The 24,264-nt window shown below is 57.7% G+C and carries 20 protein-coding genes and 1 tRNA gene; 17 read left to right on the top strand and 4 right to left on the bottom strand.

Features of this window, described 5'->3' with window-relative positions:
• Window positions 1-5: 5 nt before the first annotated feature.
• The gene (locus tag HF257_RS00480; protein WP_185704160.1) at window positions 6-1,034 is read left to right on the top strand and encodes a nucleoside hydrolase; all 1,029 of its coding nucleotides are present in this window, start codon (window positions 6-8) and stop codon (window positions 1,032-1,034) included.
• Window positions 1,035-1,067: 33 nt separating this feature from the next.
• Here the strand turns inward: HF257_RS00480 and HF257_RS00475 are convergent, their stop codons facing one another.
• On the bottom strand, window positions 1,068-1,280 hold the full coding sequence (locus HF257_RS00475; protein ID WP_185704162.1) for a hypothetical protein: 213 nt from the start codon (window positions 1,278-1,280) through the stop codon (window positions 1,068-1,070).
• 171 nt (window positions 1,281-1,451) lie between these two features.
• Between HF257_RS00475 and HF257_RS00470 the strand changes: the two genes are divergently transcribed.
• Window positions 1,452-1,760 (top strand): hypothetical protein, encoded by a 309-nt coding sequence (locus HF257_RS00470; RefSeq protein WP_185704164.1) that lies wholly within the window; start codon window positions 1,452-1,454, stop codon window positions 1,758-1,760.
• Between the two features lie 144 nt (window positions 1,761-1,904).
• Entirely contained in the window at window positions 1,905-2,225 is a 321-nt protein-coding gene (locus tag HF257_RS00465) for an I78 family peptidase inhibitor (protein ID WP_185704166.1), read from the top strand.
• A gap of 74 nt (window positions 2,226-2,299) precedes the next feature.
• Here HF257_RS00465 and HF257_RS00460 read toward each other — a convergent pair whose 3' ends face one another.
• Window positions 2,300-2,512 carry a cold-shock protein gene (locus HF257_RS00460; protein ID WP_003234260.1) on the bottom strand — a complete coding sequence of 71 codons (213 nt, stop codon included), beginning with the start codon at window positions 2,510-2,512 and terminating at the stop codon, window positions 2,300-2,302.
• Between the two features lie 289 nt (window positions 2,513-2,801).
• On the bottom strand, window positions 2,802-3,116 hold the full coding sequence (locus HF257_RS00455) for a hypothetical protein (protein WP_185704168.1): 315 nt from the start codon (window positions 3,114-3,116) through the stop codon (window positions 2,802-2,804).
• 366 nt (window positions 3,117-3,482) lie between these two features.
• Between HF257_RS00455 and thrS the strand changes: the two genes are divergently transcribed.
• The 9 genes from thrS (at window position 3,483) to HF257_RS00410 (ending at window position 10,939) form a co-directional block, all read left to right on the top strand.
• On the top strand, window positions 3,483-5,405 hold the full coding sequence (thrS, locus tag HF257_RS00450) for a threonine--tRNA ligase (RefSeq protein ID WP_185704170.1): 1,923 nt from the start codon (window positions 3,483-3,485) through the stop codon (window positions 5,403-5,405).
• Window positions 5,405-5,956, top strand: coding sequence for a translation initiation factor IF-3 (gene infC / locus HF257_RS00445; protein WP_169850653.1), 552 nt, complete (start codon window positions 5,405-5,407; stop codon window positions 5,954-5,956). The genes thrS and infC overlap by 1 nt, the downstream gene beginning before the upstream one ends.
• A gap of 60 nt (window positions 5,957-6,016) precedes the next feature.
• Window positions 6,017-6,211: a 50S ribosomal protein L35 gene (gene rpmI / locus HF257_RS00440; RefSeq protein ID WP_002553160.1), complete on the top strand. Its 195-nt coding sequence runs from the start codon at window positions 6,017-6,019 to the stop codon at window positions 6,209-6,211.
• Window positions 6,212-6,241: 30 nt separating this feature from the next.
• The gene (rplT, locus tag HF257_RS00435) at window positions 6,242-6,598 is read left to right on the top strand and encodes a 50S ribosomal protein L20 (protein WP_007913489.1); all 357 of its coding nucleotides are present in this window, start codon (window positions 6,242-6,244) and stop codon (window positions 6,596-6,598) included.
• 109 nt (window positions 6,599-6,707) lie between these two features.
• Window positions 6,708-7,724: a phenylalanine--tRNA ligase subunit alpha gene (gene pheS / locus HF257_RS00430; protein ID WP_017737822.1), complete on the top strand. Its 1,017-nt coding sequence runs from the start codon at window positions 6,708-6,710 to the stop codon at window positions 7,722-7,724.
• A gap of 26 nt (window positions 7,725-7,750) precedes the next feature.
• The gene (gene pheT / locus HF257_RS00425; RefSeq protein ID WP_185704172.1) at window positions 7,751-10,129 is read left to right on the top strand and encodes a phenylalanine--tRNA ligase subunit beta; all 2,379 of its coding nucleotides are present in this window, start codon (window positions 7,751-7,753) and stop codon (window positions 10,127-10,129) included.
• Window positions 10,130-10,132: 3 nt separating this feature from the next.
• Complete coding sequence (ihfA, locus tag HF257_RS00420; RefSeq protein ID WP_002553164.1) at window positions 10,133-10,435, top strand: integration host factor subunit alpha; 303 nt, start codon at window positions 10,133-10,135, stop codon at window positions 10,433-10,435.
• The gene (locus HF257_RS00415; RefSeq protein ID WP_003174972.1) at window positions 10,416-10,772 is read left to right on the top strand and encodes a MerR family transcriptional regulator; all 357 of its coding nucleotides are present in this window, start codon (window positions 10,416-10,418) and stop codon (window positions 10,770-10,772) included. Before ihfA ends, HF257_RS00415 begins: the two co-directional genes overlap by 20 nt.
• A gap of 90 nt (window positions 10,773-10,862) precedes the next feature.
• Window positions 10,863-10,939: transfer RNA gene (locus HF257_RS00410), tRNA-Pro, on the top strand.
• 349 nt (window positions 10,940-11,288) lie between these two features.
• Here the strand turns inward: HF257_RS00410 and HF257_RS00405 are convergent.
• On the bottom strand, window positions 11,289-15,293 hold the full coding sequence (locus HF257_RS00405; protein WP_185704175.1) for an autotransporter domain-containing protein: 4,005 nt from the start codon (window positions 15,291-15,293) through the stop codon (window positions 11,289-11,291).
• A 1,137-nt stretch (window positions 15,294-16,430) separates the two neighbouring features.
• On the opposite strand from HF257_RS00405, the gene HF257_RS00400 reads away from it, so the two are divergent.
• The 5 genes from HF257_RS00400 (at window position 16,431) to HF257_RS00380 (ending at window position 24,233) form a co-directional block, all read left to right on the top strand.
• Complete coding sequence (locus HF257_RS00400) at window positions 16,431-17,468, top strand: AraC family transcriptional regulator (protein ID WP_185704177.1); 1,038 nt, start codon at window positions 16,431-16,433, stop codon at window positions 17,466-17,468.
• Window positions 17,469-17,906: 438 nt separating this feature from the next.
• On the top strand, window positions 17,907-19,223 hold the full coding sequence (locus HF257_RS00395) for an LLM class flavin-dependent oxidoreductase (RefSeq protein ID WP_198913445.1): 1,317 nt from the start codon (window positions 17,907-17,909) through the stop codon (window positions 19,221-19,223).
• A 55-nt stretch (window positions 19,224-19,278) separates the two neighbouring features.
• A complete protein-coding gene (locus HF257_RS00390) occupies window positions 19,279-20,400 on the top strand; it encodes a dipeptidase (protein ID WP_185704181.1) in 1,122 nt (373 codons plus the stop codon).
• A 71-nt stretch (window positions 20,401-20,471) separates the two neighbouring features.
• Window positions 20,472-21,812 carry an MFS transporter gene (locus HF257_RS00385; RefSeq protein WP_185704183.1) on the top strand — a complete coding sequence of 447 codons (1,341 nt, stop codon included), beginning with the start codon at window positions 20,472-20,474 and terminating at the stop codon, window positions 21,810-21,812.
• Between the two features lie 234 nt (window positions 21,813-22,046).
• Window positions 22,047-24,233 carry a TonB-dependent receptor gene (locus tag HF257_RS00380; protein WP_185704185.1) on the top strand — a complete coding sequence of 729 codons (2,187 nt, stop codon included), beginning with the start codon at window positions 22,047-22,049 and terminating at the stop codon, window positions 24,231-24,233.
• The last annotated feature ends 31 nt before the right edge of the window (window positions 24,234-24,264 follow it).

The raw sequence follows: 24,264 nt of genomic DNA, 5'->3' as shown, positions 1-24,264 counted from the left end.
GCTTTATGCAACGTGGTCTCCCAACCCTGAGAAATCTGTTCCGGAGTGTTTTGCTTTTGTCCGCACTCACCGCAGCAAGCGCCCAAGCGGCGGAAAAAATCGACTTGATCATCGACACTGACCCAGGCGCCGACGATGTGGTGGCCTTGTTGTTTGCCATGGCCTCTCCGGAGGAACTGAGCATTCGGGCGTTGACCACTGTCGCTGGCAACGTGCGTCTGGACAAGACTTCCCGCAACGCAAGGCTAGCCCGCGAGTGGGCAGGGCGGGAGGACATTCCGGTGTATGCCGGTGCGCCGAAACCGCTGCTGCGCACACCGATCTACGCTGAAAATATCCACGGCAAGGAAGGTATTTCCGGCGTCACCGTACACGAGCCGAAAAAAGGCCTGGCCGAAGGCAATGCCGTTGATTACCTGGTCAAGACATTGAGCACTGCCAAGCCGCACAGCATCACGATTGCGATGTTGGGCCCGCAGACCAACCTGGCGCTGGCGCTTACCCAGGCTCCTGAAATCACCCAAGGCATCAAGGAAGTGGTGGTGATGGGCGGTGCACACTTCAACGGTGGCAATATCACGCCGGTGGCCGAGTTCAACCTGTTTGCCGATCCGGTTGCGGCTGAGATCGTGCTCAAGAGTGGAGTCAAGCTGACGTACCTGCCGCTGGACGTGACGCACAAGGTGCTGACCAGTGAAGCGCGCTTGAAAAAGATCGCCGATCTGAACAATAACGCCAGTAAAGTCGTCAGCAATATTCTCAACGAATACGTCAAGGGTGACATGGAGCACTACGGCATCCCAGGCGGGCCGGTGCATGACGCAACCGTCGTTGGCTATCTGCTCAAGCCATCGCTGTTCAGTGGCCGCCAGGTCAACATGGTGGTGGATAGTCGCGAAGGCCCGACGTTTGGTCAGACCATCGTCGATTGGTACGACGGCTTGAAGCAGGAAAAGAATGTGTTCTGGGTTGAAAACGGTGACGCCCAGGGCTTCTTCGATCTGCTGACCGAGCGCCTGGCGCGCCTGAAATAAGCGGTTTTCCGGTCGGCGTTCGCCGGCCGGTTCTTATTCGCGCTCGGGGTTGTGGGCGCCCATGTGATCGGCCGGGTATTTTTCGAATACCTGGCCGATAAACGCTTGTGCCGCTTGGGTCCCGAGTTCCTTGACCAGTAGGTCGATGCCGATGATTGCCAATTCCTCTGTGCTGCCGGGGCTGTAGGAACTCTGTCCTTGGGGCCACTTGGCTTTGATATCGGCTTGGAGCGTTACGGTGGTCATGGAGGTCTCACGGGGCTAAAAGTGCAGGGTAGTGCGCTAAAACGCGGTTCTTGCCGGCGCAGTTAACCATTTTGTATCGGGTTTGGCACTGATACTTAGGCATAAGTCACTTCGGCAAGAGGGCGTCGCTGTGCGACACTGTCTCCTTGTTTAATCACCGGGGAACACCGCGTGCAGATTGATTTGAACAACCCCGAGAGCTTGACCCTGGCCGCTGTGCGTCAGCTGATCGCGAGCGCCAGTGACGACGAACATACCCAGTTGCGGGTAACCAAGGGGGGCATTGCCTATATTTCGTCCGGGAAGGCCGTAGGCGGTGTGGATATTGATGGGCTGCTGTTTCGCCTGGAAACCTGGGCCAAGGGCTCTGGTTATGTGGGTAACGTGGCTGCCAGTGACGAAGTCTGGGTTACGCAGATTTTCAATGCGCTGAAGCAGAATTGGCCAAAACCGCCGTTTGACTACATCGATATCTACTGATCACGTTCATATCTGGTCACGATTGCCCAAGCGATTGCCGGTCGAGAGTCAGGCAGACTTGCGCATCGGCAGTTTACGTCTTGAAACCAATTCGCCAGACCGCTGTCGCACGATCTCTGTCCATTTTTTATCATAGGAGGCTTCATGCCTTGGAAGCTCGCATCATTCGGTACTTTGTTGGCAGCACTCGCGTTGGCGGGTTGCAGCACCCCGGGTGCCTCTGAGCCAGCCAAAGACGCCACCGTGGCCGATGCCGGTCATAGCCGCTGTGAGTCGAAGGCCGCCGAATTCACTATCGGCCAGAAAGCCTCGCCCCAGTTGCTTGAGCAGGCCCGTACTCGCGCCGGTGCGCAGAACGCCCGGATCCTCAAGCCCAACGACATGATCACCCTGGAGTACCGCTCCGACCGTCTCAACCTGAACACCGACGACAACCTGGTGATCACGCGGGTCAATTGCGGCTAAGTCTCCCCAGGTTTTTGCAGCGCCCATAAAAAACCCCGTCACATGGACGGGGTTTTTTTTAGCTCAGCGGAGAATTACTCGCCGCGAACCTGTGCAGCTTGCATACCCTTTTGGCCTTTCTCAGCCACGAAGGAAACGGTTTGGCCTTCTTTCAGGCTTTTGAAACCGTCGCTTTCGATAGCTTTGAAGTGTACGAACAGGTCGTCACCGCCACCTTGAGGAGTGATGAAGCCGAAGCCTTTTTCATCGTTGAACCATTTAACGGTGCCGGTTTGGCGATTAGACATGGTGTATCTCCAAGAAACATATATTTTCAGTAGTGCTGTGCTGCTCAGGCCAACTGGGCACACCGGGCTATCATAGTCGAAATGTTCGGCTTGGGAGCCCCCCCAAGGCATTGTTTGCTAATCAATAGCGTTGCGTTTAGTGCTTGGTTCAGCTGAAAGCCCCGGTCTACGGGGCTTTGCTGCGAAATATCAGCTGGTAAAAAAAGCCGTAAAAGCTGCGTAATTTGTGAGAAATGGCAGTTTTCAGGCTGTTTTTTCAGCAAAACGACCGTCTGATCATTGGCCAATCTTACTTTTTCTGCACGACTTTGCAGGACGAAATAGCAGCAACTGCTTTGTTTTTCAGTTCGGGCTTGGCGTTCTGGTTGGTCATCAGTTCCTTGATCTCCGCCGTGGTCAGTTCGGCATTGATCTTGTCGGCGCCACATTCACAGTGGTCTTTGGCCGTTTTGGCGTCGACGCTCTGCTGAGCCGCTGCACTGCAATCTTTGACAAAGCTGTCGCGAGCTCCGGCTGGCCAGTTCGACGGCGCTGCTGCCTGTGCGCCGAGAGAAAGTAGGGTCAGGGAAGCGGCGAGAGCGAGGGTCGAGGTAAAACGCATCATGGGATGCTCCTTTGGGTCGAGGACGAACGGCGATTCTCAGTGGGTTTGAGGTATTGCGTACAGCTCAAGTTCACTTTTGCAGCGTTGAAACCAGGAATTTGTCATTACATAACGTGGCGTCGGCGCGATGACCGTTCATCTGTGCTAGCATCGATGCCCTGGCTATTCCCAGGCGCGCCATTTGCCGCCTTGCCATGTTCTTTTTAGCTCACTCCAGTCACTCTGGTTCGATTATCGGTTGGCCGAAAGGCTCCTGCCGCTGTAAGGCAGGCGTTCATCAATGAACGGCCTGGTATTGGATCTTGTACTGGCTCATCCCAACCCACGTGACCTTTGGTAGGGGTCACCACTAGGAGAGGAGGCGCCATGCCAACTATTACTCTTCCCGACGGTAGTCAACGTTCATTCGATCATCCGGTTTCCGTAGCTGAGGTCGCCGCATCCATTGGTGCCGGCTTGGCCAAGGCCACTGTGGCCGGCAAGGTCGACGGCAAGCTGGTTGACGCCAGCGACCTGATCACCACTGACGCCAGCCTGCAAATCATCACGCCCAAGGATCAAGAGGGCCTGGAGATCATTCGTCACTCTTGCGCTCACCTGATTGGCCACGCGGTCAAACAGTTGTACCCAACGGCGAAAATGGTAATCGGCCCGGTCATCGACGAAGGCTTCTATTACGACATCGCCTACGAGCGTCCTTTCACGCCGGACGACCTCGCGGCCATCGAGCAGCGCATGCACGCGCTGATCGAAAAAGATTACGACGTGATCAAAAAAGTTACGCCGCGCGCCGAAGTGATCGACGTGTTCACTGCCCGTGGCGAAGACTACAAGCTGCGTCTGGTAGAAGACATGCCGGAAGAACAGGCCATGGGCCTGTACTACCACGAAGAATATGTCGACATGTGCCGTGGCCCGCACGTGCCGAACACGCGCTTCCTTAAATCGTTCAAGCTGACCAAGTTGTCCGGTGCCTACTGGCGTGGCGATGCGAAGAACGAGCAACTGCAGCGGATCTACGGAACTGCCTGGGCTGACAAGAAGCAACTGGCCGCCTACATCCAGCGCATCGAAGAAGCCGAGAAGCGCGATCACCGCAAGATCGGCAAGCGCCTGAACCTGTTCCACCTCCAGGAAGAAGCGCCGGGCATGGTGTTCTGGCACCCGAACGGCTGGACCCTGTACCAGGTGCTTGAGCAGTACATGCGCAAGGTTCAGCGTGAAAACGGCTACCTGGAGATCAAGACTCCGCAGGTCGTTGACCGTAGCCTGTGGGAGAAATCCGGGCACTGGGCCAACTACGCCGACAACATGTTCACCACTCAGTCGGAAAACCGCGACTACGCCATCAAGCCCATGAACTGCCCATGCCACGTGCAGGTGTTCAACCAGGGCCTGAAGAGCTACCGCGAGTTGCCGATGCGCCTGGCCGAGTTCGGTGCTTGCCACCGCAACGAGCCATCGGGTGCGCTGCACGGCATCATGCGCGTGCGTGGCTTCACCCAGGATGACGCCCACATCTTCTGCACCGAAGAGCAGATGCAGGCCGAATCCGCTGCGTTCATCAAGCTGACCATGGACGTTTATCGTGATTTCGGTTTCACCGAAGTCGAGATGAAGCTGTCCACTCGTCCGGAAAAACGCGTCGGTTCCGACGAGCTGTGGGATCGCGCTGAAGCTGCGTTGGCCGCAGCACTGGACAGTGCGGGCCTTGCGTACGATCTGCAGCCGGGCGAGGGCGCCTTCTACGGTCCGAAGATCGAGTTCTCGCTGAAAGATTGCCTTGGCCGCGTCTGGCAGTGTGGTACCCTGCAGCTCGATTTTAACCTGCCGATCCGTCTGGGAGCCGAATACGTCTCCGAAGACAACAGCCGTAAACACCCGGTTATGCTGCACCGGGCGATCCTCGGTTCGTTCGAACGGTTCGTCGGGATCCTGATCGAGCACTACGAGGGTGCATTCCCTGCGTGGCTGGCTCCGACCCAGGCAGTGATCATGAATATCACTGATAAACAGGCAGATTTTGCCGCTGAAGTTGAAAAAACTCTCAACGAAAGCGGGTTTCGTGCCAAGTCCGACTTGAGAAATGAAAAGATCGGCTTTAAAATCCGCGAGCATACTTTGCTCAAGGTTCCCTATCTTTTGGTTATCGGAGATCGGGAAGTCGAGATGCAGACTGTCGCTGTGCGTACTCGTGAAGGTGCTGACCTGGGCTCGATGCCCGTCGCCCAGTTCGCTGAGTTCCTCGCGCAAGCGGTTTCCCGGCGTGGTCGCCCAGATTCGGAGTAATTATTATTAAGCGTGAAATGAGACAAGATAAACGAGCTGCACCGAAAGCCCCGATCAACGAGAATATCTCGGCACGCGAGGTTCGGTTAATTGGCGCTGACGGCGAGCAGATTGGCATCGTCTCGATTGATGAAGCGCTTCGTATCGCTGAAGAGTCCAAATTGGACCTGGTGGAAATCTCCGCCGACGCAGTCCCGCCTGTTTGCCGGGTGATGGACTACGGCAAATCGATCTTCGAAAAGAAGAAGCAGATTGCTGCGGCGAAGAAGAACCAAAAGCAGATTCAAGTAAAAGAAATCAAGTTTCGTCCAGGGACGGAGGAAGGGGATTACCAGGTAAAACTGCGCAACCTGGTACGTTTCCTGAGTGATGGGGACAGGGCCAAGGTATCCTTGCGATTCCGCGGCCGTGAGATGGCCCACCAGGAGCTGGGGATGGAACTCCTCAAGCGGGTTGAAGCTGACCTGCTCGAGTACGGTTCGGTCGAACAGCATCCTAAGATGGAAGGACGCCAGCTGATCATGGTCATCGCCCCGAAAAAGAAGAAGTAATCAACAGGGCACGGCAGGCCTTCTGATTATGTTTATCAACTGAATGCGGAGTATCCGAACATGCCAAAGATGAAGACTAAAAGTGGTGCTGCTAAGCGGTTTCTGAAAACTGCTAACGGTATCAAGCACAAGCACGCTTTCAAGAGCCACATCCTGACCAAAATGTCGACCAAGCGTAAGCGTCAACTGCGCGGTAGCAGCTTGCTGCATCCGTCTGACGTGGCAAAAGTCGAGCGCATGCTGCGCCTTCGTTAATTTTTGGATCAAGAATAGAGGAAGTAACTCATGGCTCGTGTAAAGCGTGGCGTCATTGCCCGTAAGCGTCACAAAAAAATTCTGAAACTTGCTAAAGGCTACTACGGCGCGCGTTCACGCGTATTCCGTGTTGCCAAGCAAGCGGTAATCAAGGCAGGCCAATACGCCTACCGTGACCGTCGTCAGAAAAAACGTCAGTTCCGCGCTCTGTGGATCGCTCGTATCAACGCTGGTGCACGTGTTAACGGTCTGTCCTACAGCCGTTTCATCGCTGGCCTGAAAAAAGCGTCCATCGAGATCGACCGTAAGGTTCTGGCTGATCTGGCAGTGAACGAAAAAGCGGTGTTTGCCGCGATTGTCGAGAAAGCTAAAGCCACCTTGGCTTAAGTACCCCCGACAGTCACCCTGGGTTGCTCCTGCAGCCCAAGGTGGTGAACGTCTTAAATAGGGGAAGAGCCTTCAAGCTCTTCCCCTATTTTGTATCTGGAGTCTGTACATGGAAAACCTGGACGCGCTCGTCGCTCAAGCTCTTGAGGCTGTGCAAAGCGCTGAAGATATCAATGCCCTGGAGCAAATCCGGGTTCACTACCTTGGCAAAAAGGGTGAATTGACTCAGGTGATGAAGACCCTGGGGAATTTGCCGGCTGAAGAGCGTCCGCAGGTCGGTGCGCTGATCAACGTCGCCAAGGAGCGTGTCACAGAGGTTCTCAATGCGCGCAAGGCAACGATGGAGGAGGCTGATCTTGCGGCCAAACTCGCTGCCGAGTCCATTGACGTAACCCTGCCTGGCCGTGGCCAGGCCTCGGGCGGCCTGCATCCGATCACCCGGACTCTGGAACGTATCGAGCAGTTCTTCACCCATATTGGCTACGGCATTGCCGAAGGCCCTGAGGTCGAAGACGACTATCACAACTTCGAGGCGCTCAACATCCCAGGCCATCACCCGGCCCGGTCGATGCACGACACCTTCTATTTCAACGCGAACATGCTGTTGCGCACCCATACCTCGCCGGTACAGGTCCGCACCATGGAAGCGAACAAGCCGCCGATCCGCATCGTCTGCCCAGGCCGTGTGTACCGTAGCGACTCCGATATCACCCACTCGCCGATGTTCCACCAGGTCGAAGGCCTGCTGGTTGATCGCGATATCAACTTCGCCGACCTTAAAGGCACCATCGAAGAATTCCTGCGGGTGTTCTTCGAAAAAGAGCTGGCGGTGCGGTTCCGTCCATCGTTCTTCCCGTTCACCGAGCCTTCCGCTGAAGTCGACATGGAATGCGTGATGTGCAGCGGTAAAGGCTGCCGCGTCTGCAAGCAGACCGGCTGGCTGGAAGTGATGGGCTGCGGCATGGTTCACCCTAACGTGCTGCGCATGTCCGGGATCGATCCAGAAGAGTTCTCGGGCTTTGCCTTCGGCATGGGCGTTGAACGTCTGGCCATGCTGCGTTACGGCGTGAACGACTTGCGTCTGTTCTTCGACAACGACTTGCGGTTCCTCGCGCAATTTCGCTAGTCGTAACGAATCTTTAGGAGAGCAGGATGAAATTCAGTGAACAATGGCTGCGTGGCTGGGTAAGCCCGCAGGTAGATCGCGACGAGCTGGTTGCACGTCTGTCGATGGCCGGTCTTGAGGTCGATAGCGTTACGCCGGCCGCCGGCGTTTTCAGCGGCGTGGTAGTGGGCGAGGTGCTGAGCACCGAGCAACACCCGGACGCCGACAAATTGCGTGTGTGCCAAGTCAGCAATGGCGCGCAAACCTTCCAGGTCGTGTGCGGAGCGCCTAACGTGCGCCCGGGCCTGAAGATCCCGTTCGCCATGATCGGCGCCGAGCTGCCAGGTGACTTCAAGATCAAGAAGGCCAAGCTGCGTGGTGTTGAGTCCAACGGCATGCTGTGCTCCCAGGCTGAGCTGCAAGTAGGCGAGGGCAACGATGGCCTGATGGAACTGCCGGCCGACGCGCCAGTGGGCCAGGACATCCGCGTTTACCTGGAACTGGAAGACGCAAGCATCGAGGTCGACCTGACCCCGAACCGCGGCGACTGCTTGTCCCTGGCTGGCTTGGCCCGTGAAGTGGGCGCGCTGTACAACGCGCCGGTCACCCGTCCAGTAGTTGCCGCTGTGCCAGCTGTGCACGACGAAGTGCGCCCGATCGAAGTCATCGCACCAAACGCCTGCCCACGTTACCTGGGCCGTGTGATACGTAACGTCGACCTGTCCAAGCCTACGCCGCTGTGGATGGTTGAGCGTCTGCGTCGCGCCGACGTACGCAGCATCGATGCTGCTGTCGACATCACCAACTACGTAATGTTGGAGCTGGGTCAACCGCTGCACGCCTTCGATCTCGCCGAAATCAACGGCGGCATCCGCGTGCGTATGGCTGAAGAAGGCGAGAAGCTGGTATTGCTCGATGGCCAGGAAGTCAGCCTGCGTGCCGACACCCTGGTGATCGCCGACCATTCCCGCGCCCTGGCGATTGCCGGCGTGATGGGTGGCGAACACAGTGGCGTGTCCGCTACCACTCGCGATGTATTTCTTGAAAGCGCCTTTTTCGACCAGATCGCCATCGCCGGCAAGGCTCGTTCCTACGGCCTGCACACCGATGCCTCGCACCGCTACGAGCGTGGCGTGGACTGGAAGCTGGCCCGTGAAGCCATGGAGCGCGCCACTGGCCTGCTGCTGGAAATCACCGGCGGCGAAGCCGGCCCGATTACCGAGACCGTCAACGAACAGCACCTGCCGTCCGTTGCGCCGATCACGTTGCGTGCTAAAAGTGTCGAGCAAATGCTCGGCCTGGTGATCGCACCTGCTGAAATCGAGCAGTACCTGTCGGCCCTTGGCTTGGTTATTACCAAGGGTGAGGAAGGGCAGTGGAACGTAGCGGTGCCAAGCCATCGTTTCGATATCAGCCTGGAAGTCGACCTGATCGAAGAACTGGCCCGTCTGTACGGTTACAACCGCCTGCCGGTTCGTTACCCGCAAGCCCGCCTGGCGCCGCAACCGAAGGCCGAGGCGCGTGCGCATTTGCCTGAGCTGCGTCGTCTGCTGGTTGCCCGTGGTTATCAGGAAGCGGTGACCTACAGCTTCATCGATCCCAAGCAGTTCGAGCTGTTCAGCCCTGGTGTCGAGCCGCTGTTGCTGGCCAACCCGATCTCCAACGACATGGCAGCCATGCGTTCGTCCCTGTGGCCAGGCCTGGTGAAAGCACTTTCCCATAACCTGAACCGTCAGCAAGACCGCGTGCGCATGTTCGAAAGTGGCCTGCGTTTTGTCGGTCAGTTGGATGGCTTGAAGCAAGAGCCGATGCTGGCGGGCGTGGTGTGCGGTAGCCGCCTGCCGGAAGGTTGGGCGCAGGGCCGCGACGCCGTGGACTTCTTTGACGTCAAGGCTGACGTAGAAGCGGTATTGGGCTTCGCCGGTGCACTCGATGACTTCACCTTCCTGCCAGGCAGCCATCCGGCGCTGCACCCGGGCCAGACGGCACGCATTGAACGTGAAGGTCGGTTGGTTGGTTTCGTCGGTGCCATCCACCCAGAACTGTCGAAAACCCTCGGTCTTGACCGTCCGGTGTTCGTGTTCGAGTTGGTCCTGGCGGAAGTTGCTTCGGGCAAGATGCCGAAATTCAGCGAGCTGTCGCGCTTCCCTGAAGTACGCCGTGACCTGGCGCTGATCGCTGACCGTGAAGTGGCCGCCACTGCAGTTCTGGATGTAATCCGTGAAAATGCAGGGGAATGGCTGACAGACCTCAGGCTATTTGACGTCTATCAGGGTAAAGGTATTGATCCGCATAGAAAAAGCCTTGCAGTTGGCTTGACCTGGCAGCATCCATCGCGCACTCTTAATGACGATGAGGTGAATACCACGACACAAAATATCCTCACCTCGCTCGAACAAAGGTTGAACGCCACGTTAAGGAAGTGACGTATGGGGGCTTTGACGAAAGCTGAGATGGCGGAACGTCTGTACGAAGAGTTGGGTCTGAACAAGCGCGAGGCCAAGGAATTGGTCGAGTTGTTCTTTGAAGAAATCAGACACGCTCTGGAAGACAACGAACAGGTCAAATTGTCCGGTTTCGGCAATTTTGACCTGCGGGACAAACGCCAGCGGCCTGGCCGCAATCCAAAAACGGGAGAAGAAATCCCGATCACGGCTCGCCGTGTGGTCACCTTTCGTCCAGGGCAGAAGTTGAAGGCCCGAGTTGAGGCTTATGCTGGAACCAAGTCATAACGACGAGCTACCCGTCATCCCAGGCAAACGCTACTTCACCATTGGTGAAGTTAGCGAGCTGTGTGCGGTTAAACCGCACGTGCTGCGCTATTGGGAGCAGGAGTTTCCTCAACTCAACCCCGTCAAACGCACCGGGAACCGTCGGTATTATCAGCGCCAGGATGTGCTGATGATCCGACAGATCCGCGCATTGCTGTACGACCAGGGGTTCACCATCAGTGGCGCGCGCCAGCGTATGTCCGGTGATGAAGCCAAAGACGACACCACCCAATACAAGCAACTGATCCGCCAGATGATCTCCGAACTCGAAGATGTGCTGGTGGTTTTGAAGAAATAATTCCGGCTTTTAAAATACTTCCACATTTCAAAAGCTTGCGGTATATTCCTGATCGCTTCGTTGCGAAGCGAACCCAGTAACACGCCTAGTCGGGGCGTAGCGCAGTCCGGTAGCGCACTAGCATGGGGTGCTAGGGGTCGAGTGTTCGAATCACTCCGTCCCGACCATTATTCCTGAGTAAAATCAGACACTTGAGCCGATCAGCTAGATCGGCTTTTTTGTGCCTACGTAAAACCCGCGCAAAACTACCCGGTGATTTCGCTGATATTCAGGTCCGGAATCGCCTCGGACTAGATAATGTCATCGAGCTCTCGCTGGTAGTGCTTAGTTAGGCCCGCGCTCGCATGGTCCACAATCTTCTGCCCATCCTTACCGGCTTTCTTACACAGGTGCAGCGACAGCGCGACATCGGGATGTATGAACGCCGAGTGAAACCCCACGGCATCTCTCCCAAAACTGTCGAGCAGGCGCGGTGTATGACCGCGCCTGCGCTCTACCAGCCGCGTGAATAGGCGCTTAGAACGGTTTTTCCAGGTTGAACAGCAGCGATTGTGCCTGTTGATCACCTGAGCTGAGGGTGAATTGATATTCCATGCGCAGGCTCCAGTTGGAAGTGGTGCGCAGGCCGAGCCCGAGGCCTAGCAGGCCGCGGTCCTGGCCCAAGGCATCGAGTTTGGCGTGATATTGCTGGCCGCCACTGAAGTCGGCATAGCGCATTGATGCATCGCCGGCGCCCTGGAAGTCGTGCTGGAATTCCAGGCGCACGCTCGGTGTCAGCTCGCCAAGCGTGCTGGTGAACGCATATTGGCTGCGCAGGCCCAGGCTGCTGCTACTTGTTTTGACGGTCTGCTGGCTGTAGTACAGGGCATACAGGCTGTCGCCGTTTTCCTTGTAGCTGTCCAGTCTCGCATCGGCGACATCCAGGCGCAGGTAAGGGTTCAGCAGCCAGAGGCCTTTGTGGTACTCATAGCCCGCTGCCAGCGAGGCGAATAACTGTTTGCCATCGCGATCCCCTTTGGCCCGACCACCGTTGTCGGTGATATAGCGACGGGTATCGAAGCTGAGGCGCTGATAGCCGAGTACCGCGTCCAGGTAGATGTCCTTCAGGGGGCGGTAGCTGCCATAGAAGGCCACGCTGTAGCTGTCGGCTTCGCTGCGGCTGCCGTTGTCACCGATATCGGTCTTGTCGTGCCCATAGCCGAAACCTAGGCCCAGTGTCAGTTGGGGCGACCATCGATAGTCGACACCTGCCGAAAGCCCCGACGTGACGAAGTCCTGATCCTGGCTGGCAGAACCTCGCGCATCGTTACCAACGCTGATGGTGCCGGCGGTCCAGAACGCCAGGGGCGAGGCGGGGGCCGAGCCGGGCTGATTGTTCAGGGCGGGGGTGGAGTCGTCTGTGGCTTGGGCACGCAGCGTATCGCGGTCCTTGTCGTTGGCGTTCCTGACCTGCTGCCACTGTTGCATCACATCGGGCTCATCGTGTCCGCGCTGGCGGCGCAGGCCGTTCGAGGTCAGGTTGAAGCCATTGCTGAAACTGCTGACGTTGCCATTGTGAAGGGCCTCCAGGCGTTGCTGGAAGTTGCTGATCTGGCCGCTGGCGAAGCGCCGACTGCTATTTGCCTGGGCGTTAATCAGGCCTTGCACCTCGGCGTCCTTGCTGGGGTCGCTGCGTGCGATCACGTTGAAAGTGATGACACCCGCTGCCGAGGTGCCGAAGGCGTTGCTCAGGATGTAGCTCACCGCCACGCTGCCGGCTATGTTCGCATTGGCTAAGAAGCGCAGTTTATAGCTGTTGCCACTGCCGCTGATCACGGCGCTGGCGGCGTTGGCCGGTGTGATCGAGACCACGCTCGCCGCGGAAAATGGCCCGCCGGTGGCACCCGTGGTGAGGTCTATGTCGATTGGCTGTCCGGGAACAGCACTGAGTGTCTGCGAGGGCGCCAGCGGTACAGCGCCGGCTGCGTTGATGGTGAAGCTCTGGCTCACCTGAGTGGCGGGCAAATAGACACTGTCCCCAGGTTGGTTAGCATTAATGGTGCAGGTGCCGGCCGTGATGAAGGTCAGCGCACCGCCCGGTGTGATGCTGCATACGCCGGGGGTTGCCGAGCTAAAGAGCGCAGGCAACCCGGAGTCGGTCGTGGCGGTCAGGGTCGGCGGGGTATTGAAATTCTGTGTCCCCGGGTTGTTAAAGGTGATGATTTGATTGGCGGTGGGGACGACAGTACTTGAAGCGGACGACGCAGGGCCGGTGCCGGCACTGTTGGTGGCGGTGACGGTGAAGCTGTAGGCAACACCATGGGTCAGGCCGTTGACGGTGATCGGGCTGCTGGCACCGGTAGCGGTGATGCCCCCTGGATTTGAGGTAACGGTGTAGGTGGTGATGGCGGCTCCACCAGTCACCACAGGAGGGGTAAAGCTCACCTGCGCGCTGGTGTTGCCGGCAGTGGCGACAGGTGAGGTTGGCGCGCCGGGGACGATGGCATTGACGAGGAAGCTGTGGCTCACTTGCGGGGCGGACAGATAAGTACCATTGCCAGCCTGGTCGGCATTGATGGTGCAGGTGCCGGCTGTAATGAATGTCAGCGCACCATTCGAGGTGATGGTGCAAACGCCGGTGGTCGATGAGGTAAAGGTCGGCGTCAGGCCAGAGTCGGAGGTTGCCGTCAAGGTCGGTGTTGTACCGAAATTCTGCGCGCCGGGGTTGGCGAACGTGATGGTCTGGGAGGCCGGCGCACCCACGGTAATGGTAACGGTTGCTGGAGCTGAGGTGCCGGCGCCATTGGTCGCGGTATAGGTAAAGCTGTCCTGGCCGGAATAACCGGTGGTCGGCGTGTAGGTGATGCTGGTACCGCTGGCCGTTGCCGTGCCGTGCTGGGGGGGGGATGCCACGGCTACCGAGGTCGCCGCGCCGCCGCTCAGGTTCAGGTTAATCAAATTGGCGGTACTGCCATATGCCACCGGGGCACTGACGGCGCCGGTAACGGGAGCACCCGCCGCCACAGTGCCGGAATAGGTCCGCGAACCGGTGAAAGGAGCATTTGTACCGGTGCTGCTGTCGGTGGCGGTGACTGTGAAGTTATAGGGCCCCGCCGCCGTTGGCGTGCCAGACAGGGTACCGTCCGGCGCCAGGCTCAGTCCCGTCGGCACGCTGCCGGCGGTGATGGCATAGCTATAGGGGGTCGTACCGCCAGTGGCGACAATGCCCTGGCTGTAGGCGACGCCGGTCGTCATCGTAGGTAAAGCCGTTGGTGCCACCGAGATCGTCGGTGCACTGACCGTCATCGTATAGGCCTGCGCACCTGAATACGGGCCGCTGCCCGTCGAGCTGTCCGTTGCGCCCACGGTGAAGTTGAAGCTGCCCGCGGCCGTCGGTGTGCCAGACAGCAAACCGGTGGTGGCATTAATATTCATACCGGTCGGCACGCTGCCGGAGGTGATCGCGTACGTGTACGGCGCGAAGCCGTTCGCGGCAGTTATGGCTTGGCTGTAGGCCGTGCTTACGGTGGTTGAGGGCAAGGTGAACGGCGTAATCGTTACGGTCGGCGCGCTGACCGTGATGGTAACGGTAGCCGGCGCTGAGGTGCCGGCGCCATTGGTGGCGGTGTAGGTAAAGCTGTCTTGCCCGCCATAACCGGCTGTCGGGGTGTAGGTGATGCTGGTTCCGCTGGCCGTTGCCGTGCCGTGCTGGGCGCTCGATGCCACTGCCACCGAGGTCGCCGCGCCGCCGCTCAGGTTCAGGGTAATCGGGTTGGCGGTACTGCCATAAGTTATCGGGGCACTGACGGCGCCGGCGATGGCCGGCGCCGGCTGGGCGCTGACAACGATCGAATAGCTTATCGTCTTGCTATATGGCCCGCCGCCACCGGTGATGTCAGTGGATTTCACCACAAAATTATAGGTGCCCAAGTTGTTGGGCGTGCCCGACAGCAAACCGCTGGGCGACAAGTTCAGGCCGGGCGGCAACGTGCCGGATTCCACTGCGTAGGTGTAGGGCGCGGTGCCCCCGGAGGTGGATAGCTGTTGGCTGTAGGCCACTGACTGTCCCGCTGCCGTAAGGCTGGCGGGTGTGATGGCCAGTGTGGGGTGGGCGACCGTCACGGAATAGTTCTTGGTGACGATCAATGGTGCGCCTGCGGTCGAGTCGGTCACCGTTACGGCAAAAACAAAGACACCGGTGGCGGTCGCGGTTCCGGAAATCACCCCATTCGTCGACACGCTGATGCCTGCAGGCAGCTTGGTGGGGTTATACGTATAGGTGTAGGGCGCGACACCGCCAGTCGAACTCATGCTCTGACTGTAAGGCACGCCGATCAGGGGGGCGGGCACGTTGGAAGGTGTCACCGTGAAGGCGTCGTTGGCTGGCAAGACGGTGACCGTGAAGATAATGTCGCCCGCTAAGTCATCGCGCAGGGTAAAGGTGTCGCTTGTAGCGCCATCGCCATTATTCGTATAGAACACGATGCCATCGCCGTTCCCTGCCACGTTGGGGATATCCCCGTGCGAGGGCGGTACCGGCATTCCGGTGAAACCAAATGGCGTACAGCCCGACAGGTCGATTGTATGAGTCTTGCCTGAACCGACGGTGAAGCTTTGATTAGGAGGGCATTCGGTGCTTGGGCCGGCGAGCGCTGAATTCCCCAGCATCAGCAAGCATAGCCATACGATCCACTGTAAAAGGCGGCGGTTCGCTGAAGAATTGCCCGCCCCGTGAGAGGAGCGTGGTTGGCGGTTACTGAAAAATAAAGTCGAGAATAACCATGCCGAATGACCGGCCACAGCGTTGCAAAGTGGCAACATAAGTTCTCCAGTAGAGAGTAGTCGTGCTTATTGTTAAAGAGCGTTGGGCTTGGGTGTGGCGTGTACCGTGAGGCATAGGTTGGCTAGCAAACTTGCCAGCAGAGGCGTGAACACGTGGCGGGTACGGCCCAATTGTCGAAGCATTGCATTCCCCTTCCTTGAGTAGATTGCGCGCGATTAGCCGAGAGCCTAGTCCAGATTTTTTTACCTGCTGCCTAGCCTGCAAAGACTTTGGGCCCAGAGTTTTTTAATCAGGTGGCACGAACTCGCAAGATAAGGACTTCCTTGGTTGGTCTTGTCATTTTTTCGTTATAGTCGCTTTTTTTAAGCCGAAACCGAGCGTTCCAGGCAATAAATAATTGCCTGCTATTCACCGTCCAGTGCTGCGCAATGGCGCTTTTTTAATTGCAATATTCAGCCCCGGGCGTGCGCCGTGGTCACTGTAGCTGTCGCCGACCTGCCCGAGGTAACCGAGGTCTAGCGTGGCCAATCGGGCGCCCACCCCGAATAGGGCCACTGCCGAGTTCTAGGTCAGGGCGATGCCTTTGACGGTGAAGTCGAAGGGGATATATAAATATGCGACAACGATATAATCAAACGGTTGAAAGAACTTGAGCCGGCGTTCGCCGGCCAGTTAGTATTCTTTTTTTCTTATGGGGGCGACGTGTGCACGTAAGTCATCAGTTATGAGAGGGCTCCTTTGAATGATGCAGTGGCTCGATGGCAGTTTTAAAGTGATTATCCTGCACTCTTAGTTCTTCTTTATAGCGGATGTAATAAGGACTTACCACTTGGCTTGCAACCTTGTAACAGGGCAGTTTTTAGTCCTAGATGGACAGCTCATAAGGGTAATTGGCTATGCTTCCAAAAATTCAAGTGTTCTCGAAGCAAAAAGTATTTGCTCCGTATAAAATCGCAGCACTCATCAATACCGTCGCTGAGCAAGGCATCCCTTCCGATGTCGTCCTGCAAGGCACCCAGCTTGATATTACCCATATTAATGATTTGACTACGTTGACCTCCATTCGTCAGTACATCGACGCGTGCGACAATGTGATCGCGGCATCGGCAGATGCCGCAACCGCTTTCCAAGTGGGTAGGCGCCTGCACTTGTCAGCTTACGGCGTTTATGGGCACGGGTTGATGTCCAGTTCAACACTCCGCGATTTTTTTGATTTCTCCGTAACGTATCAAGCATTGGCGACGCCGGCAGTGCGCTTCAATTGGCGGGAGGAGGCTGATGTTGCCGTTTGGGTATTTTTCGACACCTACGGCCACTTGATTACCCAGCGCGCACGCGAGTTTCTGATTCGCCAGCAAATGGCACAACAGATGACCCACCTTCTGGATACGGCGGGTGAGGGGTGTCGGCCGATCAAGGCGCTGTTTGCATTTCCTGACGCCGGTGATAAAGCTATTTATGAGCAGTTCTTGGGGTGTGAGTGTGTGTTTGATTGCCCTGTGAGCGAACTGCACTATCCCCCATCGACCCTCTCCCAGGTCCCCCAGTTCGCGAATCGACTCACACACGCGTCATTGCGGGACGCATGTGATCGTTTGATGCGTCAAACCAACGCCCATTCGGGCGTGACAGGCGAGGTGCATCAGATGCTTCGGTTGACCCCTGAGCAGTTTCCAACAATGGAACAGATCGCTTCGCAGATGCACATTACCACCCGGACATTGCGCCGAAAGCTCGAAGCCGAAGGAACGGACTACGGGACGATCCTGGATGGTGTCAGAGGCAGCCTTGCGATGGAGTATCTGCAAACCACAAAGATGAGCACTGAGGACATTGCGGTAAAAGTAGGATTCAGTGATGGCTCTAATTTTCGACGGGCGTTCAAGCGCTGGACCGGGAAAACCACGCGTCAGATGCGCTATGGCGGGCTGTAGCTGAGGCCTCGATAAATGTCCGTTTATGACTTCTTTTGTTCCATTATGGATCTCGTATTGGCCCTGGGCGATTCGTAACATTGCCTGAAGAGGAGCGTGTCGGGTGGCGTATGGCTCAGTCGCTTTTTGAATAACCGATGCGTGTCAGGCGCCAGTTTTTGCGTACTAACTTATTAGAGTGCTTTGGGTAAGTTCCGCGCGAAAGTGTGCGCGTGAGTGTGCTGTTGACCCACACTAACGCTTTTGTACTCAGCCTTTAAATATGCGCTATGCCTATTTAATAACGGGGTTGGTACGCCCGCGCCGAACTTGCTGTTGCCCGTTCAGGCTGTGTTTTATCGGGACTCATAACTATTTTATAACGGAGCGCTACATGCGTTTTTCAATATGTGGGTTTTATCGATATTACCCAAGTGGGCGAGCACTATGATGCATATCATGACGTTACTTACCAATGTCGGCATGCACCTTAACGGCTGGCGACACCCCGACGCCTGGGATGACACTGTTCTTAACTTTGACCAACTGGTCGAATGCGCGCAAATGGCTGAACACGCCAAAATCGACATGGTATTCCTGCCCGACGGCAGTGGTGTTCGTGAGATGCACAATCGCGAACTCTTCGAAGCCATGACACCAACTTCCAGGCCCGCGGTGTTCGAACCGGTCACGTTGTTATCGGCCCTGTCGGCGGTCACTACTCGCATCGGTTTAGTCGCGACTGCCTCTACTACTTACGATGAGCCGTTCCATGTCGCCCGTCGCTACGCCTCACTCGACCACCTGAGCAAGGGGCGGGCGGGGTGGAACGTCGTCACGGGCTCAAATGAAGGGGATGCTCCCAACTTCAGCAGTGAACAGCATCTCGCCAAAGATCTGCGTTACGAAAGGGCTCGCGAATTCGTTGATGTAGTACTGGGCCTATGGGATAGCTGGGCGGACGACGCCTTTCTCCAAGACAAGCAAAGTGGTCGTTATCTCAATGCTGATCGGGTACGTCCGCTCGACCATGTCGGCGAATACTTCCAGGTGAAGGGGCCGTTGAACGTCGCGCGCTCGCCGCAGGGACGACCGGTGGTTTTTCATGCCGGGCAGTCAGAGTCGGGACTCGAGTTGGCTGCGCACGCTGCTGATTGTGTGTTCGCCGTTGGCGGCACCCTGCAACAGGCACAGCGCATCACTGCCGACTTGAAGGCTCGTGCGGTCAGTCATGGTCGCTCGGCAGACAGCCTCAAGGTATTGATGTCGGCGTCCATTTATCCAGGCGCTACGCAGCAGCGAGCGGATGAGTTATGTCACACGCTCGATGCGCTGACGTCGCCCGCTGTTGCGCTCGGCAACCTGTCCAAACTGGTCTCTGCCGACCTCACCGGGTATGACGTCGACGGGCCCATGCCGGAACTGCCCGAGGAAATGGAAGGTGCCAGTGCACCAAGGAAGATTATCAACGAATGGGTGCGCAAGGACTCTCCCAGCATTCGCGAAGTTTACCTGCGCTATTCGCGCACCCTCGGCAGCCCAATCTTCCATGGCAGCCCGATACAAATTGCTGATCAGTTGGAGGAGTGGTACCGCGCCGGCGCTTGCGACGGATTCCTGATCGGGCCAGCCGTCATGCCCACCAGCCTTCAACTGTTTACCAGCCAGGTGATTCCCGAACTCCAACGCCGCGGTCTGTTCCGTACCGAATACCCGGGAAAGACCTTGCGAGACATTCTTAATTTGCCAGCGCCCCCCAATAAGTTTTTCAACTGAACGCTAGCAACGCGTCACGGCAAAAATGTGTTCGCAATAAGGGCGGAGAGTACACATGGCAATTGAAAGTTATGACGGAACTTCTTTATTCATTATCGACGGTCACGCCGATGTACCCAACCCGCTGGTGGTCACTGCGCAAGGGACCATTGATACGGGAACAGCAGTAGACGTGGACTTGCTTCGCGCGGGAGGCGTTGCTGGCGTCGTACTCGCCGCCAATGTAGTGCCGGGTGAGGGCGGCGCCGGAGTGGCGTCGGACCTGGCGATCATTGACGCGAAGATCAGTGCGATCAAACAGATGTGTGCCGTTAACGCCAGCAAGGTTGGGTTGGCACTGTCTGCTGACGAGCTAATACGCATCGCCAGCGAAAGCAGAACGGCCATCATGATCGAATTGCTGGGCACACACGCCATCGGCACTGACTTGGAGGCGATAGATCGGTACTACCGCGATGGCGTTCGGGTACTGGGGCTCGCCCACGTGGGCAACAACGCATTTGCCGACTCGTCCCGTCCGCTGTCCAGCCAGCGCCCCAACGAGCATGGAGGGCTGTCGGCACTGGGCCTTGCAGCCGTTGAGAGGGCCAACGACCTTGGCTTATTGCTCGATGTATCGCACTTGTCGAGTGATGCGCTTTTTCAGGTGCTGAAGACCAGTCGCGTACCGGTGATAGCGTCCCATTCCGGGGTTCGTAGCCTGGTGGATAACCCTCGCAACCTGTCGGACCCAGAGTTGGGCGCGATTGCCCAGGCGGGTGGCGTCGTCGGCATTGTTGCTTTCGGCCCCTACCTGCGAAACCTGAGCCCGGATGAAATACAGGCCCGCGAGGCCATCGCGCAAGCCTATGGCGGGATGAAGGAAGGTTATGCGGGGCTGACGCTGGAGCAGCGCAAAGCCTATTACCAGGCAATTATCGCGGCCACCCAACCTGCCGGGTTGGATGATCTGCTCCGGGCTGTCGACTATGCGGTAGCACTCATCGGTATCGACCACGTGAGTCTGGCCTCGGACTTCAACCAGGGCGGTGGCGTCGAGGGCTGGGCACGCGCAGACCAGGCGCCGCACGTCAGCACGGCGCTGCGCGAGCGCGGCTACAGCGAAGTGGACATCGCCAAACTGTGGGGCGCCAACATCCTGCGCGTGTTGCGTGCTGCCGAGGCGGGTGCGCGGTAGATACCACCGGCAATACATCCTGACCTTCCATTTTCGCGACCTTGAATAAGGGTCGCCTTGCGAGCGCAACAATGACCACAGTCCCTGTAGATCCGGACAGCTCCACGTCCAATACGCCTCTTTCAGTGATCGACCGCGCGCCCGTCAATGGCCGTCATCGGCTGTTCATCACGCTGATTGCGTTGGCTGTTTTCTTCGACTTCTTCGATCTCATGCTGTCGGGTAGCGTGACTGCAGCCCTGCTGTCCAGCGGTTGGTCGACGCGCGAACTCAACGTTATATTTTTGTCGGTCACCGGGGTTGGCGGTGTCATCAGTAATCTGGTTTCTGGCACGCTCGCCGATCGTTTTGGTCGCCTACGCGTCTTTCGCGGCGCGTTGCTTTTGTTGGGGCTCGGCACGCTGGCGTGTGCTGCCGCACCCACGATGGAACTGTTGATCGTCGCTCGCTTCGTGGCCAGCTTGGGCATCGCGGCGGTTCCGGGAGTGGGTTTGACGCTGATGATCGAATTGCTTCCGGTGGCCGTGCGTGGACGCTGGGTGGGCATCAGCGGAGTGATCAGCAAATCCTCGTTGTTTGGTGCGGCGTTGGCCGCTTACCTGTTGCTGCCTTGGGGGGGCTGGGAGTGGATGTTCATCATTCCCGGTGCGGGCTGCGTCGTGTTGTATTTCCTGACGGCAGTGCTGCCGGAATCCCCCCGATGGCTGGCGACCCGCGGCCGGCATGTAGCCGCTCGGGAGGCGTTATCGAAGATGGGCATCGAAGAGGAGGGGCCGATTATGGCGCCCCCTACGCCTGGGCTGCCCAGCGAGGCAACGGCTGATGGGTTATTCACCGCCACCCTGGCCAGGCCTCTCATCCTGGGAGTGGTTTTGGCCGTTGGTTTTAATGTGGCGACAACCGGCTTCCTGACGTGGCTGCCCACCCTGCTGCTTGAGCGCCAGTTCTCAATCTCGAACACCTTGGCCTACAACCTGGTGATGTCCTTGGGGATTCCTCTCGGTGGGGTGGTCTGCACCTTCTTCGTCGATCACATCAGCAGGAAGGCAAGCATCGTCGGCCCCGCCGTTGTTGCATTGCTGTTGGCTGCAGCGTTTCCCTTTACCGATGGCTATACCCTGCTCGGCGTCGGGTTTCTGCTCCAGGTCACCCTCGGCGCACTGAGCAGCGTGATTATGGGGCTCTATCTGCCAGAGCTGTATCCAACCAACGTCAGGGCGCGCGCCACCTCGCTTTCGATGGCCGCCGTGCGCCTGTCGATGGTGTTTCTGCCTTTCTTGTTACTTGCGCTAATCAACGTCGCCGGTGTGGCCGGCGTGATGGCGGTGGTTGGCATCTGCTTGCTGGCCATCGTGTTTGTGATGCTCACGCTGGGTATCGAAACGTCGGGGAAATCCCTTGATCGTTTGTAACCGCTGAGCGCACTGCCCAAACCTCTCGAGAAGGCGGGTGTTGAGTGCCATGCCAATGGCCTGTGTAAGCCAGTTCACGACCGGCTATGCGCCCTACCTCTCTCGCAGCTTCGGCTTTATCAACGGCTCTTTTGAGGCGCCCCTTAAGGCGTCCTGAGCCTGTTGAACCGTGCCCGGCATCCGCTGGATCAAGGGCATGTACTTCAAAAAAACTTAGTCAATTTGGGGGGCTTCATGCGTTATACGGTTGATCGCAGTATCTTGGTTTGCAGCTTGCTCACGGCGTTATCCGTGGGGTCTTCACAGACGTTGGCCGCCGAGGCCAAGGAGCCGGACGAGGCGCAGAGCAACGATAAAAAAACAACGCTGCCGGTGGGAGCGCTGGAGACGGTGACGGTCACAGCGCAACGGCGCAGCGAAGATTTGCAGAAGGTGCCAATCACCGTGCAATCCTTTGATGCCCAGCAGTTGCAAAACGCGGGTGTCACCAGCACGGTTGACCTTGGCCGCCTGACGCCAGGGCTGGTCTACGGACGCGGAGTGGGCTTGGGCTCGCCCTTCCTGCGCGGCGTGGGCACGTCCAGTAACGGTCCTGGGGTTGAGAACTCGGTTGCCGTCTACGTGGACGGGGTTTATCAAGCGTCCAAGTCAGCCGCGATCTCGGACATCACCGACGTCGAACGGGTCGAGGTGCTCAAAGGACCCCAGGGCACGCTCTTTGGGCGTAACGCCTCCGGCGGCCTGATAAACATCATGACCAAGGACCCGACCCACGACCCCGAAGGCCGGATCAAAGTCGGTTACGGCAACTACGATACCCGAACCACAAGCGGTTACGGCAGCACGGGCCTAAGTGAGAATGTCGCTGCCAATCTGTCCTTTTCTGTGTCCGATCAGGGCAAGGGCTGGGGCAAGAACCAATTCAACGGCAAGGACGTCAACGCTACCGACAAGGGCAACGTGCGCAGCAAGCTCCTGTGGGACATCGATGATTCGACCAGCCTGCTGTTGTCGGCGGACTACGCCAAGTTCGACACGTCGGTCGGGCTGGCTATCCGACCGTTTGACGGGCTCAAACCGAGGTGGGGCAGTGTCTATACAGGTGGCGATGACGACGTCAACTCGGACGCCCAGCCCTCGCTCAAATCAAACTCCGGCGGCGTCAGTGCAAAGCTCCAGCATTATTTTGATTCCGCCGTCTTAACCAGCACCACGGCCTGGCGTGATGGTAATTACACGTTCGAGGCAGAGGGTGACGTAACACCGACACCTTTCCTTCAGACAAACATCAAGGTCAACGAGAAACAGTTCTCCCAAGAGCTGCAGCTCAGCGCGGGTGATGCCTCATCGTTGCAATGGACGACCGGGGTTTACTACTTCAACTACAGCGGCGACCAGTTGTCCGTGAGAAAGGGGCTGAACTTTCCGACGCTGCAGAGCAGCGTCACGCATGGCTGGCAAGATGCCGAGTCATTTGCCGTTTACGGCCAGGCAACGCTGCCCATCACTAGCAGCGACCGTATCACTTTCGGCAGCCGTTACACGTGGGAGTGGCGCGAGCTTTCTGGCTACACCCAGAACAACTTCCCTGACGGGCAAGCCACGCGGTCACGCGTACCCGGGCAAGATGAGACCTTCAAAGAGCCAAGCTGGCGCGTGGCGTATGAACACGACTTCTCTGAAGATGTGCTCGGCTATATCAGTTACAACCGTGGGTTCAAGAGCGGTACCTTCAACGTCTTGAGTCTCACCGCCCCTGCGGTAAAACCAGAGATCGTCGACGCTTACGAAACAGGGCTCAAGACGGTATGGGCAGACAACAGGGTTCGGCTCAACGCGTCGGTGTTCTACTACGACTTCAAGAACATCCAGTTGAGTTCTTTCACCCCCAGCGGGCAAACCCTGCGCAACGCTGCGGCAGCCGACATCTACGGTGCCGATGTTGACCTGGAAGTGGCTCCCGTTTCTCAACTGCGCCTGACCCTTTCCGGCGAATGGCTGCATGCGCGCTACACATCGTTCCCGGATGCACCGGGCGCGCGGCCGTTGTCGGGCGGTGGCAACCTAGTGACTGCCACCGATGCGTCCGGAAACGATATGGTCCGTGCTCCGCGTGTGAGTGCCAATGCCGGGATCCACTACAGCATTCCGGTCGGCACCGGCGCGGTCGATCTAAGCGCAAACTACAGCTACACCGCCAAGGTGTATCACGAGGCTGATAACTATCTCTACCAACCCTCGCTGAGCCTGGTGGGTGCAGACGTCTCCTGGTCACCGGACAACACGTTCAAAGTCTCGCTGTGGGGGCAGAACCTCACGAACAGAACCTACTACAGCCTCATCTCCGCCAACCCATTGGCCTCGCTCGCAGCGGTGGGCGAACCCAGGACGTTTGGCGTTTCTGTGGAGCAGAAATTCTAGGCGCGGTAAGAGGAGAGACTCGTAAACACTG

Source organism: Pseudomonas cremoris (assembly GCF_014230465.1).
This window is presented reverse-complemented; position numbering and strand designations above follow the sequence as displayed.